This window comes from Paenibacillus sp. 598K (assembly GCF_003851045.1).
GTDB lineage: Bacteria > Bacillota > Bacilli > Paenibacillales > Paenibacillaceae > Paenibacillus_D.
Map to the genome: position 1 here is coordinate 150,226 of NZ_BFBX01000003.1, position 14,393 is coordinate 164,618.

Consider the following 14,393-nt stretch of genomic DNA (forward strand, 5'->3'; position numbering starts at 1 on the left):
GCGCCTGGCTGCGCGGCGTGATGGGCGAGGAGCGGCCGCTGTTCAGCCGCCAGTTGCGGTTCTCTGGCATCGGCGAGTCGAGCCTGGAGGCGGCGATCATCGATTTGATCGAGCAGCAGTCCGATCCGACGATCGCCCCCTATGCCAAGGAAGGCGAGGTGGCGCTACGCGTCTCCACCAAGGCGCGTGACGCCGCGGAGGCGCAGGAGCGGATCGACGTCACCGTGGCGAAGATCGCCGAGCGCCTCGGACAATTCATGTACGCTCAGGATGACATCCCGATCGAGGCGGCGGTCATCCGGCTGCTGCGCAACTCGATGCGTACGCTCTCTTCGGCAGAGAGCTGCAGCGGCGGCTTGCTCGCCGAGGCGATCACCAGCATCCCGGGCAGCAGCAGCGAGTTCAAGGGCGGCGTCGTCACCTATACGAACGAGATGAAGCATCGGCTGCTCGGCATACCGCTCGCCCAGCTTGAAGGGGAGGGCGCTCCCGGCGCGATCAGCGAGTCGACGGCCTCGATGATGGCCGAACGGGTGCGCGAGTTGACCGGCACCGACTTTGGCCTCTCGATCACCGGAGTGGCCGGACCGGCGGAGTGCGAGGGCAAGCCGGTAGGTCTGGTCTATGTCGGCCTGGCCCAGCAGGGCCGGCCGACCGAGGTCTACACGCTGCAGCTCTCCGGCAACCGCGAGGTGATCCGTCTGCGGGCGATCAAGGCGGCCTTTTATCGGCTCTGGCAGCGGCTGCGCGAGAGCGTGGAGCCGACCGCCACGGCGCTGTGATTCGCCCCCCGATCTTGAGCGATTTGGGTCTTGTCAGAGCCTAGGTTATCGCATATAATGGCAACATAAGTTAACGGAAGAACCGTGGCGAAGATTACTTTGCTGCGGTTTTTTATTTTCTCTGGACACAAAAAAACGAATGTATGTTCGAAAAAATGCTTGGCAAGGCATGAAAAACAAGGTATGATTAGACTATGAGCACGAGAGAGTTTCGTATCGTGCATGGAAGAATCTCTTATAACTTGTGAAGGATGTGAGTGTATTGTCAGACCGTCGCGCAGCATTGGATATGGCATTGCGCCAGATAGAGAAGCAATTCGGTAAAGGCTCCATTATGAAACTGGGCGAGAACGCTGGCATGCAGGTCGAGGTTGTACCGAGCGGTTCGCTGGCTTTGGATATAGCATTGGGCATCGGCGGCCTGCCGAGAGGCCGCGTCATTGAGGTATACGGACCGGAGTCCTCCGGTAAAACGACGGTTGCGCTCCACGCCATCGCAGAGGTGCAGAAGATCGGCGGACAAGCCGCCTTTATCGACGCTGAGCATGCGCTTGATCCCTTGTACGCGAGCAAGCTGGGCGTCAATATCGACGAACTGTTGCTCTCGCAGCCGGATACCGGCGAGCAGGCGCTGGAGATCGCCGAAGCGCTCGTACGCAGCGGCGCCGTCGACGTCATCGTCATCGACTCCGTAGCGGCGCTCGTGCCGAAGGCCGAGATCGAGGGCGAGATGGGCGACTCTCACGTCGGCTTGCAGGCGCGTCTCATGTCGCAGGCGCTGCGCAAGCTCTCGGGATCGATCAGCAAGTCGAAGACGATCGCCATCTTCATCAACCAGCTTCGCGAGAAGGTTGGCGTCATGTTCGGCAATCCCGAGGTTACGCCGGGCGGCCGGGCGCTCAAGTTCTATTCCAGCGTTCGTCTGGAGGTGCGCCGCATCGAGACGTTGAAGCAAGGCAATGACATGGTCGGCAACCGGACCCGCATCAAGGTCGTCAAGAACAAAGTCGCGCCGCCGTTCAAGCAGGCGGAGATCGATATTATGTACGGTGAGGGTATATCCAGAGAAGGCAGCCTGGTCGATATCGGCGTCGAGATGGATATTGTCCAGAAGAGCGGCGCCTGGTTCTCCTATAACGGCGAGCGCCTCGGTCAGGGCCGGGAGAACGCTAAGCAGTATCTGAAGGATCATCGCGAGGTCGCCGAAGTCATCGAGAAGGAAGTACGGCAGGCGAGCAATCTGGCAGCGACGGCGGTCGCAGCGTCGTCGCTCGGCGCGGGCCAAGAGGAAGAGGAAGAAGAAGATTTCGAACTGATCTGATCGATGAAGATTAGCCGGCGCCTTGTCACCAAGGCGCCTTATTTATTTGTCCGGGACCTCTAGTCCCAAGCAAGAGAGGGGGGACTTACGTGACCGAAGACTCGCAGCAACCGGCCACGCCTGCCAAAGGCGGCGTCGTCACATCGGTCGAGCAGCTGCTCCGCAAGCGCGGGATGTACGAGATCTACCTCGATCATGGCGAGGAAGCGGCGTTGACAGTGCATGAGGATATTTTGGTGCGCTACAAGCTTCTGAAGGGCACTGTGCTGAGCGCGGCGGCTGTCGATGATATCTTGCAAGCGGGCGAGCGTCATCAGGCATACACGCTGGCTCTGGCTTATCTGGGCGTGAAGGCGCGCACCTCGATGGAGATCGAACGCTACTTGCGCCGGCGCGAGGTGGCCGAGGAGCGGATCGCGCCTGTCGTCGAGCGGCTCATCCGTGAGCAGTTGGTCGATGATGAGGACTATGCGCGGCGATTCGCCGGCGACCGTATGCGATTGCAACAGAAGGGCAGCCGGCGGATTCAGCAGGAGCTGATCCAGCGCGGCGTCGCCAAGACGGTAGCTGCCGCAGCCGTAGAGGGGCTCGACAGCGAGCAGGAGCAGCAAGGGGCGATCCGCGCCGCAGCCAAGAAATGGCCCTATTTGAAAGGCGAGCAACGGGATCGCAAACGGAAGCTGATGATGTTCCTGCTGAGGCGCGGCTATCCGCACCCGATCGTCAGGCAAGCAATCGCTGCCGTCCTTGAAGAAGATAACATGGCGGAAGAAGGTCAAATGCTTGACAATTGATTTTATCAAAAGCTAAAATGAATTTGTATTCCTCCCAATTTGAAACGATTTTCCTCCCAAAATCGGGTTCAAATGCTTATTTTTGCCCAGTTTGTCGATGAACGGTATGAAAACCGGCTTAGAAAACCAAATATCCGGGGATTGCCTCGGTATGCAACGAGGAGGTGAGAGAGATGCCTGACTTGCTCACGATTCTACTCGTTGTTGGCGCGACATTCTTAGGGGTTGCGATTGGTTATTTTATTCGAAAGTCGATTGCCGAGGCCAAGATTTCGAGCGCCGAGCAAGCCGCCGTTCAGATCGTAGAAAATGCGAAGAAAGAAGCGGAGGCGCAAAAGAAAGAGACGGTGCTCGAGGCAAAAGACGAAGTCCACAAGCTCCGTTCCGAAGCAGAGAAAGATATTCGCGACCGCCGCAGCGAAACGCAGCGGCTGGAGAGAAGATTGCTGCAAAAAGAGGAGTCACTGGATAAGAAGATAGAAGCGCTGGAACGCAAAGAAGAACAAGTGACCAACAAGGAGAAGCGAATCGAAGAAACGCAGCAGCAAATCGAATTGATCTACAAGCAGCAGGTGTCGGAGCTCGAGCGAATCTCCAATCTGACGATGGAGGATGCCAAGCAAATCATCCTTTCGAACGTAGAGCAGGAGGTACGTCACGAGACGGCCCAGATGATCAAGGAGATCGAACAGCAAGCCAAAGAAGAAGCGGACAAGAGAGCGAGAGATATTATCTCGCTGGCCATCCAGCGCTGCGCTGCAGATCACGTAGCAGAGACGACGGTATCGGTCGTGTCCTTGCCTAACGAAGAGATGAAGGGACGGATCATCGGCCGCGAAGGCCGTAATATCCGAGCGCTAGAGACGCTGACCGGCATCGATCTCATTATCGACGATACGCCGGAAGCGGTTATCCTGTCGGGCTTTGACCCGATTCGTCGGGAGATCGCCCGCACCTCGCTGGAGAAGCTTGTCGCCGATGGCCGGATTCATCCGGCTCGCATCGAGGAGATGGTCGACAAGTCCCGCCGGGAAGTGGACGAGCGTATCCGCGAATACGGCGAGCAAGCGACCTTCGAGGTCGGCGTTCACGGCCTGCATCCAGATCTGATCAAGATTCTGGGCAGACTGAAGTATCGTACAAGCTACGGTCAGAACGTCCTGAAGCATTCGATGGAAGTCGCTTATTTGACAGGATTGATGGCGGCAGAGCTGGGAGAAGACATTACACTAGCCAAGCGTGCGGGATTGCTGCACGATATCGGCAAAGCGCTGGATCACGAAGTGGAAGGCTCGCATGTGGAGATTGGCGTAGAGCTGGCCAAGAAATACAAAGAGCATCCGGTCGTTATTAACAGTATCGCTTCCCATCACGGCGATTGCGAAGCAACATCCGTGATCGCGATGCTGGTCGGTGCGGCAGACGCCTTGTCGGCTGCTCGTCCGGGAGCTCGCAGGGAAACGCTGGAGACGTATATTAAACGATTGGAGAAGCTGGAGGCAATCTCCGAATCGTTCGACGGCGTAGAGAAATGTTATGCGATACAGGCTGGCCGCGAAGTCCGGGTTATGGTCCAACCGGAAAAGATCGACGATGCCGAGTCATTCCGATTGGCGCGTGATATCACGAAGAAGATCGAAAGCGAGCTCGATTATCCCGGTCACATCAAGGTTACGGTCATTCGCGAGACGCGAGCGGTCGAATACGCCAAATAAATCCCGCTGTGGGACAAAAGAGAAGTGGCTGCTGGTCAGCCACTTTTCATATTTTTCAGGGGAATTGCGAAGCTACGAAACGAGGGGTACGAACACAATGAAAGTATTGTTTATCGGCGATATCGTCGGACAAGTCGGGCGTCAAGCGGTCAAGCAGGTGCTGCCTGCCTTGAAGAGCAAATACCAGCCGCACATCATCATTGCCAACGGCGAGAATGCGGCTGCCGGAAGAGGCATTACCGCCACGATCGCCAAGGAGTTTTTCAGCTGGGGCATCCACGGCATTACGATGGGCAACCATACGTGGGATAACAAGGACCTGTTCGAATGGATCGACGATGAGGAGCGGATCGTCAGACCGGCCAACTACGCGCCGGAGGCGCCGGGTCAGGGCGCGGCCGTCATCAAGGCAGCGGGCAAGGAGCTGACCATCATCAATCTGCAAGGACGCACATTCCTGCCCCCCATCGATTGTCCATTCCGGACAGCGGACCGGCTGCTGGAGGAATTCGGCGATCGCCGCAAGCGCCCGGTGCTGGTGGATTTTCACGCGGAGGCGACCTCCGAGAAGCTGGCGATGGGCTGGTACTTGGAGGATCGGGCATCGATCGTGCTGGGTACGCATACGCATGTGCAGACCAACGATGACCGCGTGCTGCCGCAAGGCGCCGCTTATATTACGGATGTCGGCATGGTCGGCTCGATGGAAGGCGTGCTCGGTATGGAGCGGCAAGCGGTCGAATATCGCTTCCTGACCGGGATGCCGGCGCGGCTGGTCGTAGATGAGGGCAAGTGGCACTTCCATGCCATTCTCGTCGACATCGACGACGCTACGGGCAGCGCTCGCTCGATCTCGAAGATCCGTTGGGTCGAGGAGGACTGGCTGATGGCGTAAAGGCCGTCACATTAGAATTGTCCAATAAATCAGAATCGTCAGAAAGTCAAGGCTTGAAAAGCAGGAATTTTTTCACTTCTCGCGAATACGTATTAATAGTGGATTTCAATCCATCATTCCCGAGGAGGTAACCATTCATGGATGTATTAAAAGTTTCAGCAAAATCCAATCCAAATTCTGTTGCCGGTGCATTGGCTGGTGTACTCCGCGAGCGCGGCGCCGCCGAATTGCAGGCCATCGGGGCTGGTGCATTGAATCAAGCAGTAAAGGCTGTGGCGATCGCTCGGGGATTCGTGGCGCCTAGCGGTGTTGATCTGATCTGTATCCCGGCCTTTACGGATATTGTAATCGAGGGAGAAGATCGGACTGCAATCAAGCTGATTGTAGAGCCGCGTTGACCATGGATGCAGAATAAAGCTTGTCGAATCGACTGCCTGTTTACATCGTAAACAGGCTTTTTTGTTGAAATTCCATTTGCCAATGAAAAGGAGGTTCATCATGCGCGGCATAGCCGATTTTCATTGCGACGTGCTGAGCAAGCTGCTAATGGACGAGACGTTGAGCTTTAGCGGCGAGCAAAGCGGCGCGCTGGATGTTACATACGAACGCTTGGCGCAGTCCGGCACCGTCCTGCAAACTTTTGCGATCTTTATCCCCCGCGCTGCGGGGCAGGGCATCGAGCCGATCCTGCGTTCGATCGACCTGTTCTATCGCAAGATCCTCACATGTCCAAGCGTCGTACACATCCGCACGGCGGCTGATCTGAGGCTGGCTGCCAGTCAGGGCTCGCTTGCTGCCATGCTCTCGCTCGAAGGGGTGGACGGGCTGAACGGCGAGCCCGAGATGCTGCGTATCCTCCATCGCCTCGGCGTCCGGGCGGTCGGACTGACGTGGAATCATGCCAATTGGGCGGCCGACGGCGTGATGGAGAAGCGGGGCGGCGGCTTGACCGCGAAAGGGTGCAGAGCAGTAGAGCTGTGTGAAGAGCTGGAGATGATCGTCGATGTCTCGCATTTGTCGGAGCGTGGATTTTGGGACGTACTAGCGCAAGCGACGCGACCGGTCGTTGCCTCGCATTCCAATGTCAAGGCACTCTGCGATCACCCGCGCAATCTCGATGACGAGCAGTTGCTCGCACTGATCCGCAGTGACGGTCGGATCGGCATCACCTATGTGCCTTGGTTCGTGAGCGAGGGGGGACAGGCAAGCATCGACGGCATCCTGCGGCATATCGAGCATGTATGCGAGCTTGGCGGTGAGCGTCAGCTGATGCTCGGCTCGGATTTTGACGGCATCGACCGTTATGTCGACGGCTTGACGCACCCGGTGGAGACGACGAAGCTGCTCGATGCAATGCTGAAGCGCTATAGCGCGGACCAGGTCGACGGTTTTGCGAGCGGCAACGCTTACCGTTATTTGACCAAGCATCTTCCGCAAGCCTAGGAGGATGTTTTTTATATGCCTTAGACCCATGCAATTGTCCTTGCAATTTGGAAGAAGACGACATAGAATTTAGGGAGCATTGCAAAAGAGGAGATGGACGCGTTGATCAGTCAATTGTCTTGGAAAATCGGGGGACAACAAGGGGAGGGCGTTGAAAGTACAGACCGTATTTTCTCGACAGCACTCAATCGATTAGGTTATTTCTTGTACGGTTACCGTCATTTTTCGTCCCGCATCAAGGGCGGGCATACCAATAACAAAATCCGCATCAGCCGGGAGCCGCTGCGCGCGATCTCGGACGATCTGGATATTCTGGTCGCGTTCGATCAGGAGAGCATCGATCTGAACGCGCCGGAGCTGCGGCCGGGCGGCGTCGTCGTCGCCGATGCCAAGTTCAACCCAGTCGTGCCCGAGGGGCTTGATGTTCAGCTGTTCGCCGTGCCGATCACCGCGATGGCGGAGGAGCTCGGCACCTCGCTAATGAAAAATATGGTCGCCTCCGGCGCTTCGTGGGCGTTGCTTGGCCTGCCGCTTGATGTGTTCAACAAGGCGGTGGAAGAGGAATTTGGCCGCAAAGGCGCGGCTGTCGTCGAGAAAAACGTCGAGGCGGTCAAACGCGGCGCCGAGTTCGTCCTCGAGCAGGCGGGCGGACCGATCGAAGCGTTCCGACTGGAGCCGGCGGACGGCGAGCAAAAGCTGTTTATGATCGGCAACGAGGCGATCGGTCTCGGCTGTATCGCGGCAGGCTGCCGTCTGATGGCGGCTTATCCGATCACGCCAGCATCGGAGATCATGGAGTATCTGATCAAGCATCTGCCCAAGGTGGGCGGCACCGTCGTACAGACCGAGGATGAGATCGCTGCCGTCACGATGGCGATCGGCGCCAACTACGCCGGCGTCCGAACGATGACGGCCTCGGCAGGTCCGGGACTTTCGCTGATGGTCGAAGCGATCGGCCTCGCAGGCATGACGGAGACGCCGCTCGTCATCGTCAATACGCAGCGGGGCGGCCCGTCGACAGGCTTGCCGACGAAGCAGGAGCAATCCGATCTGAATGCGATGATCTACGGCACGCATGGCGAAATTCCCAAAGTTGTCATAGCCCCTGCGTCCATCGAGGACTGCTTCTATGATACAATTGAAGCGTTCAATATCGCCGAGGAATATCAAGTGCCCGTTATCCTGATGACCGACCTGCAGCTCTCGCTCGGCAAGCAGTCTTGCGAGCTGCTCGATTATGACCGGATCGAGATCAAGCGCGGCAAGCTGGCGCGCGAGCATGAGCCGCTCGAGGCGGGGCAGCTGTTCCAGCGTTACGCCTTCACCGAGGATGGCGTCTCGCCGCGCGCGATCCCTGGCGACGCGCATGGGCTGCATCATGTGACCGGCGTCGAGCATGACGAGCAGGGCCGTCCATCCGAGAGCGCGATCAACCGCAAGCGGATGATGGACAAACGTCTCGGCAAGCTGCAAAGCCTGCGTATCCGCGATGCCGTGCGCGCAGATGCGCCACATGACCATGCAGAGCTGCTGATCGTCGATATGAGCTCGCTTGGCGGCACGATCGACGAAGCGAGAGAGCGGCTGACCGCCGACGGGATCACGACGCATCATGCGACTGTCCGTCAGATTCATCCGTTCCCGGCAGAGGAGTTGGCGGCGCTCATGGCGCGTGCCGATCGCGTGCTCGTCGTCGAGAACAATGCGACGGCGCAGTTGGCCGACCAGATCAAGCTGCATGCCGGACATGCAGACAAGATCCACAGTCTGTTGAAGTACGACGGTAACCCGTTCCTGCCTACGGAAGTCTACCAAGCCTGTAAGGAGCTGAACTAAGATGGCGACATTCAAAGATTTTCGTAACAACGTCAAGCCTAACTGGTGCCCTGGCTGCGGAGACTTCTCCATCCAGGCGGCGATTCAGCGGGCGGCTGCCAACAGCGGACTGGAGCCGGAGCAGCTCGCCGTCATCTCCGGCATCGGCTGCTCGGGCCGGATCTCCGGCTACATTAATGCCTACGGTCTGCACGGCATCCACGGACGCGCGCTGCCGATCGCTCAGGGGGTCAAGCTAGCCAACCGCGAGCTGACCGTCATCGCCTCCGGCGGCGACGGCGACGGCTTCGCCATCGGCATGGGGCATACGGTCCATGCGATCCGGCGCAACCTCGACATCACCTATATCGTCATGGATAACCAGATCTACGGTCTCACCAAAGGTCAGACATCGCCGCGCAGCGCCGAAGGCTTCAAGACAAAGTCGACGCCGGAGGGCTCGATCGAGACGACGCTGTCGCCGCTGGAGATCGCCTTGTCCGCAGGCGCGACCTTTATCGCCCAGTCGTTCTCGAGCGACATCAAGCAGCTGACGGCGCTGATTGAAGCGGGGTTGCAGCACAAAGGCTTCTCGCTCATCAATGTGTTCAGCCCGTGCGTGACGTTCAACAAGGTGAACACGTACGACTGGTTCAAGGAGCATATCGTCAACCTGAGCGAGTTCCCGGACTACGATCCGAGCAATCGGATCGCGGCGATGACCAAGATTATGGAGACCGGCGGTCTGTTGACCGGCCTGATCTACCAGGATCAACAGCGCAAGCCGTATGAGGAGATGATCTCGGGGTTCCGTCCGGAAGGTCTGGCCAATCAGGAGCTCGCGCTGCCGCGGGAGCAGTTCGACAAGCTGTTGGCCGAATTCAAATAACGGTACGCGGGAGGCATACGGCCATGCAGGGCTGTATGCCTTCTTCAGAAAGCAGGGCAACTTAACTAGAAACAGTAACAGAAGGGATGCATGCTAAGATGAAACAAGTCACTGTAGGCGTATCCGCTCGCCATATCCACCTGTCCCCGGAACATATCGCGATCCTGTTCGGCGAAGGCTACGAGCTGACCGAGATGAAGCCACTCTCGCAGCCGGGTCAATACGCCGCCAATGAGACGGTTGCGGTCATCGGTACCAAGGGCGAGTTCGGCAAGGTCCGGATCCTCGGCCCGGCCCGCAAGCAGACGCAGCTGGAGATCTCCCGTACCGATGCGTTCGCCATCGGCGTTACCCCGCCGGTGCGCGAATCGGGCAATATCGAAGGCACGCCCGGCATTACGATCAAGGGGCCGGCAGGCGAAGTAACGATCGAGCAAGGCGTCATCGTCGCTGCGCGTCATATCCACTTCCATACGTCTGATGCCGAGCGCTGGGGCATTCAGGACAAGCAGGAGCTGCGGGTCAAGCTGGAGGGCGAGCGCGGACTCGTGCTGGATCATGTGATTGCGCGCGTCTCGGACAGCTTCAAGCTGGACATGCATATCGACACCGACGAAGCCAATGCCGCAGGCGCGCGCACCGGCGACACGGCGACGATCCTCGACTAGCTCTGATTGCTCGGCTATGGTATAATTTGAGTCGATTAATCTGAGGGAAGTGACAGCGTGGCCAAAGAAACGAAAGATTACAGCAAATATTTCGACTTCTCCGGAGCCAAGCTCATATCCGAGGACGAACACGGCAAAAAAATCCGCATTCAGGGACGCGAAATCCATCTGATGTCGCAGCCGAGCTACCGCCAGGAAAAACAGCGCGGCAAGGAAGACATCAAGGTCGTCTATGAGAACGGGATGTCGGAGGAACTGCGCAGTCTCGGTGCGGGGAAGCAATACTTAATCTATACGTATGGCTGCCAGATGAACGAGCACGACACGGAAGTGATGAAGGGTCTGCTCGAGCAGATGGGCTATACGGCAACAGAAGATCGCAAGCAGGCCGATCTGATCCTGCTCAATACATGCGCGATCCGCGAGAATGCCGAGGATAAGGTATTCGGCGAGCTCGGCCATCTCAAGGCGCTAAAGACCGAAAATCCGGCGTTGCTGCTTGGCGTGTGCGGTTGCATGTCGCAGGAGGAGTCGGTCGTCAGCCGACTGCTCAACAAGCATGCATTCATCGATCTGATCTTCGGCACGCATAATATCCATCGGCTGCCGCAGCTCATTCAGGAGGCGACCTTCAGCAAGGAGCTCGTCGTCGAGGTATGGTCCAAGGAAGGCGACGTCATCGAGAATCTGCCGAAGAAGCGGGAGGGGCTTCGCGCCTGGGTGAACATCATGTACGGCTGCGACAAGTTCTGCACGTACTGCATCGTCCCCTATACCCGCGGCAAGGAACGGAGCCGCCGTCCGGAGGACGTGATCGCCGAGGTGCGCGAGCTGGCGCGCCAGGGCTTCAAGGAAGTGACGCTGCTCGGTCAGAATGTCAACGCCTACGGCAAAGACTTCGAGGACCTGAACTACCGCTTCGGCGACCTGATGCACGACATCTCGAAGATCGATATCCCGCGCATTCGCTTCACGACCTCGCATCCGCGCGATTTCGACGATCATCTGATCGAGGTGCTGGCAGGCGGGGGCAATCTGGTCGAGCAGATCCATCTGCCGGTCCAGGCGGGGAGCAGTGCAGTGCTGAAGCGGATGAGCCGCAAGTATACCCGCGAGTCGTACCTGGAGCTCGTCGACAAGATCAAGGCGAAGATTCCGGGCGTGATGCTGTCCACGGACATTATCGTCGGCTTCCCTGGCGAGACCGAGGAGCAATTCGAGGAGACGCTGTCGCTCGTGCGCGAGGTCGGCTATGACTTTGCCTTCACCTTTATCTATTCGCCGCGCGCTGGCACGCCGGCCGCCGAGATGGAGGACAATGTGCCGATGCAGGTGAAGAAGGAACGGCTGCAACGACTGAACCTGCTCATCCAGGAGCTGGCGCTGGGGAGCAATCAACGCTTGATTGGCGAGGTCGTCGAGCTGCTCGTCGAGGGCGAGAGCAAGAACAATAGCGATATGTTGTCCGGCCGCACGCGGACCAACAAGCTGGTCCATGTCGAAGGACCGGCGTCGCTGATCGGCCAATTCGTACAGGTCGAGATTACCGAAGTACAAACCTGGTACCTGAAAGCCCGGCTGGTCCAACCGGCGTCGACGGCGGAGGCTGTCGGCTCCTAGCGCTACCGGGACGAGATAAGGAGAGAAAACGATGGCAGAGCAACAGACGCAAGCCGAACACAAGCATAGCCATGAGGATCGGAACTGTCATGACATGCCTTCCTACCATACCCGCGACCTGCTGGTGAAGGAAGACGTCCTGGCCAAGGCCAAGGAGCTGGCGGAGCTGATCTACCAGTCCGAGGAAGTGCAATATTATCAGCGTGCTGAAGCTCAGATCAATGGTAATGAACGCATCCAGTCGCTAATTGCCTTGATGAAGAAAAAGCAAAAAGAAGTCGTTGCCTTCGAGTCGTTCCAAAACCCGCAAATGGTGCAGAAAATCGAAGGTGAATTGGAAGCCTTGCAGGAGGAGCTTGACGGCATTCCAATCGTATCGGATTTCCAGCAGAGCCAATCAGATGTCAACTATTTGCTGCAACTGGTGGTTTCGATCATCCGCGACACCGTGTCCGAGAAGATCAATCTTGATACGGATGGCGTCTCGTCGCCGGACGAGTGCAGCGATTAAACTTCTATATTAATGAAAGCCGTTTTCCCGGTTATGCGTCTTATCGCAGCCCGGGAGAACGGCTTTTTTTTCGATTGATGTGTATTTGTCAGCAACCTGTTGCCGAATTACGGTTTTCCTTTCATTGAATATGAAAGCGTTTTGATCTACGATTGAACCGAGGAGCTTTGGTTAATAGTAAGGACAATTCTTATATGAGGGGGAATCGAAATGAACCGTTCCGAGCCAAATGCCGAAGGCGGCATTCGCGTCCGGATCCAACGCTTTGGTCGCTTCCTGAGCGGCATGGTCATGCCCAATATGGGCGCTTTTATCGCATGGGGATTAATTACGGCCTTGTTCATCCCAGATGGATGGCTGCCGAACGCAACGCTGGGGGAGCTCGTCGATCCCATGCTTTATTATTTGCTGCCGCTGTTGATCGGCTTCACAGGCGGCAGGATGATTCATGATTTCCGCGGCGGTGTAATTGGTGCTGTAGCAACAATTGGGGTTATCGTAGGCTCGGATATTCCGATGTTTCTGGGAGCGATGATCGTCGGGCCGCTGGCGGCATGGATTTTAAAGCAATTTGACCGCGCCATCGACGGCAAGATTCCGTCGGGCTTCGAGATGCTGGTCAACAATTTCTCGGCCGGCATTATCGGCGCGGCCTTGTCGATCGGCGCGCTGCTCGGCGTTGGGCCGGTCATCCAGTTCATCAGTCGTATTCTGGCGAACTCCGTGGAGTTTTTGATCGACAACGGCTTGCTGCCGCTCGCCAATATTTTGATCGAGCCCGGCAAGGTGTTGTTCCTCAACAATGCAATCAACCACGGGGTTCTTGGACCGATCGCCTTTGAGCAGTCGGCCAATCTGGGCAAATCGATCGTCTTTCTGCTAGAGTCGAACCCCGGACCGGGGCTGGGCATCTTGCTCGCCTACATGATTGCCGGTCGAGGCAGCGCCAAGCAATCGGCTTCCGGCGCCGCCGTCATCCAGTTTTTCGGCGGGATTCACGAGATCTATTTTCCTTATATTCTGATGAACCCCCGTCTGATCCTCGCAGCCATCGCCGGCGGCGTCACAGGCAGCTTCACCTTCGCCTTGCTGAATGCGGGACTGGTCGCTTCGGCATCGCCGGGTAGTATCTTCGCTTATATCGCGATGGCGCCGAAGGGAGAGCTGATGCCTGTCCTGGCCGGTGTGCTGACGGGCGCGGCAGCGTCGTTCATCGTAGCGTTCCTGCTGCTGAAGACGATGAAGCAAAAGGATGGCGAGGAGCCGTCTCTGGAAGCGGCGCAATCGCGGATGAGCGAGCTCAAGGGCGCCGGTGCTTCGACTGCGGGCGTCACGAGCGCAGCGACGTCTAGAGGAGCGGTAGAGCAGTCGAGCCAAGTAACGAAGAGCAAGGAAGAGGTGCGCAAAATTATCGTCGCCTGCGATGCCGGTATGGGCTCAAGCGCGATGGGCGCGTCAGTGCTGCGCAAGAAGATGAAAGCAGCGGGCATCGATGTGCAAGTAACCAATACGGCGATCAGCGACATTCCTGCCGATGCGGATATCGTCATCACCCACCGATCGTTGACTGAGCGGGCGACGGCGCAGCAGCCGCAGGCAGAGCATATCTCGATCGATAACTTCATGAAAAGTCCCGAGTACGACAAGCTGGTTGAGCGTCTGAGCGGATAACCGATCGGCAAGCTCACTGCAGCCGAAGGGAGGGCGAGTATGAGACTGACCGAAAGGCAAAGCCAGTTGCTCCGGCTGCTCATCCAACACGCTGCCGGCACGACGGCGAAGGATGTCGCGCAGGAGCTCGGCGTGAGCGTCCGCACGGTGCATCGGGAGCTGCCCCGGCTGGAGGAGGCGATCGCTGCGGTCGGCGCGAGCCTGCTCCGGCAGTCGGGCTATGGCTTGCGCCTCGAGGCGGATGCCGGGCAACTGGCCCGACTCGAGGG

The 14,393-nt window shown here is 57.8% G+C and carries 14 protein-coding genes; all 14 read left to right on the forward strand.

The window, feature by feature from the left end:
- Positions 1–20: 20 nt before the first annotated feature.
- On the forward strand, positions 21–782 hold the full coding sequence (locus PA598K_RS37660; protein ID WP_376739028.1) for a nicotinamide-nucleotide amidohydrolase family protein: 762 nt from the start codon (positions 21–23) through the stop codon (positions 780–782).
- 262 nt (positions 783–1,044) lie between these two features.
- Positions 1,045–2,103, forward strand: a complete 1,059-nt coding sequence (gene recA, locus PA598K_RS01520; protein WP_128655139.1) for a recombinase RecA — start codon at positions 1,045–1,047, stop codon at positions 2,101–2,103.
- Positions 2,104–2,192: 89 nt separating this feature from the next.
- Positions 2,193–2,897, forward strand: a complete 705-nt coding sequence (locus PA598K_RS01525) for a RecX family transcriptional regulator (RefSeq protein WP_128655140.1) — start codon at positions 2,193–2,195, stop codon at positions 2,895–2,897.
- A gap of 173 nt (positions 2,898–3,070) precedes the next feature.
- On the forward strand, positions 3,071–4,612 hold the full coding sequence (rny, locus tag PA598K_RS01530) for a ribonuclease Y (protein WP_128655141.1): 1,542 nt from the start codon (positions 3,071–3,073) through the stop codon (positions 4,610–4,612).
- 97 nt (positions 4,613–4,709) lie between these two features.
- On the forward strand, positions 4,710–5,507 hold the full coding sequence (locus tag PA598K_RS01535; protein ID WP_128655142.1) for a TIGR00282 family metallophosphoesterase: 798 nt from the start codon (positions 4,710–4,712) through the stop codon (positions 5,505–5,507).
- 137 nt (positions 5,508–5,644) lie between these two features.
- The gene (locus PA598K_RS01540; protein ID WP_020615207.1) at positions 5,645–5,905 is read left to right on the forward strand and encodes a stage V sporulation protein S; all 261 of its coding nucleotides are present in this window, start codon (positions 5,645–5,647) and stop codon (positions 5,903–5,905) included.
- A gap of 100 nt (positions 5,906–6,005) precedes the next feature.
- Complete coding sequence (locus PA598K_RS01545) at positions 6,006–6,950, forward strand: dipeptidase (protein ID WP_128655143.1); 945 nt, start codon at positions 6,006–6,008, stop codon at positions 6,948–6,950.
- A gap of 102 nt (positions 6,951–7,052) precedes the next feature.
- Positions 7,053–8,786 carry a 2-oxoacid:acceptor oxidoreductase subunit alpha gene (locus tag PA598K_RS01550; RefSeq protein ID WP_128655144.1) on the forward strand — a complete coding sequence of 578 codons (1,734 nt, stop codon included), beginning with the start codon at positions 7,053–7,055 and terminating at the stop codon, positions 8,784–8,786.
- Position 8,787: 1 nt separating this feature from the next.
- On the forward strand, positions 8,788–9,654 hold the full coding sequence (locus PA598K_RS01555; RefSeq protein ID WP_128655145.1) for a 2-oxoacid:ferredoxin oxidoreductase subunit beta: 867 nt from the start codon (positions 8,788–8,790) through the stop codon (positions 9,652–9,654).
- Between the two features lie 98 nt (positions 9,655–9,752).
- Positions 9,753–10,322 carry a phosphate propanoyltransferase gene (gene pduL, locus PA598K_RS01560; RefSeq protein ID WP_128655146.1) on the forward strand — a complete coding sequence of 190 codons (570 nt, stop codon included), beginning with the start codon at positions 9,753–9,755 and terminating at the stop codon, positions 10,320–10,322.
- A 57-nt stretch (positions 10,323–10,379) separates the two neighbouring features.
- A complete protein-coding gene (gene miaB / locus PA598K_RS01565) occupies positions 10,380–11,942 on the forward strand; it encodes a tRNA (N6-isopentenyl adenosine(37)-C2)-methylthiotransferase MiaB (protein WP_128655147.1) in 1,563 nt (520 codons plus the stop codon).
- Between the two features lie 31 nt (positions 11,943–11,973).
- Positions 11,974–12,453 carry a RicAFT regulatory complex protein RicA family protein gene (locus PA598K_RS01570; RefSeq protein ID WP_128655148.1) on the forward strand — a complete coding sequence of 160 codons (480 nt, stop codon included), beginning with the start codon at positions 11,974–11,976 and terminating at the stop codon, positions 12,451–12,453.
- Between the two features lie 210 nt (positions 12,454–12,663).
- Positions 12,664–14,124: a PTS mannitol transporter subunit IICB gene (locus PA598K_RS01575; protein WP_128655149.1), complete on the forward strand. Its 1,461-nt coding sequence runs from the start codon at positions 12,664–12,666 to the stop codon at positions 14,122–14,124.
- Positions 14,125–14,163: 39 nt separating this feature from the next.
- The coding region (locus tag PA598K_RS35880; protein WP_185601410.1) for an HTH domain-containing protein at positions 14,164–14,393 on the forward strand (230 nt) is incomplete at its 3' end.

Excerpts from the sequence above, each read along its gene's own strand:
- PA598K_RS37660 (WP_376739028.1), top strand. The coding sequence starts at position 21 with ATGGGCGAGGAGCGGCCGCTGTTCAGCCGCCAGTTGCGGTTCTCTGGC.
- rny (WP_128655141.1), top strand. The coding sequence starts at position 3,071 with ATGCCTGACTTGCTCACGATTCTACTCGTTGTTGGCGCGACATTCTTA.
- PA598K_RS01535 (WP_128655142.1), top strand. The coding sequence starts at position 4,710 with ATGAAAGTATTGTTTATCGGCGATATCGTCGGACAAGTCGGGCGTCAA.
- PA598K_RS01540 (WP_020615207.1), top strand. The coding sequence starts at position 5,645 with ATGGATGTATTAAAAGTTTCAGCAAAATCCAATCCAAATTCTGTTGCC.
- PA598K_RS01545 (WP_128655143.1), top strand. The coding sequence starts at position 6,006 with ATGCGCGGCATAGCCGATTTTCATTGCGACGTGCTGAGCAAGCTGCTA.
- PA598K_RS01555 (WP_128655145.1), top strand. The coding sequence starts at position 8,788 with ATGGCGACATTCAAAGATTTTCGTAACAACGTCAAGCCTAACTGGTGC.
- pduL (WP_128655146.1), top strand. The coding sequence starts at position 9,753 with ATGAAACAAGTCACTGTAGGCGTATCCGCTCGCCATATCCACCTGTCC.
- PA598K_RS01570 (WP_128655148.1), top strand. The coding sequence starts at position 11,974 with ATGGCAGAGCAACAGACGCAAGCCGAACACAAGCATAGCCATGAGGAT.
- PA598K_RS01575 (WP_128655149.1), top strand. The coding sequence starts at position 12,664 with ATGAACCGTTCCGAGCCAAATGCCGAAGGCGGCATTCGCGTCCGGATC.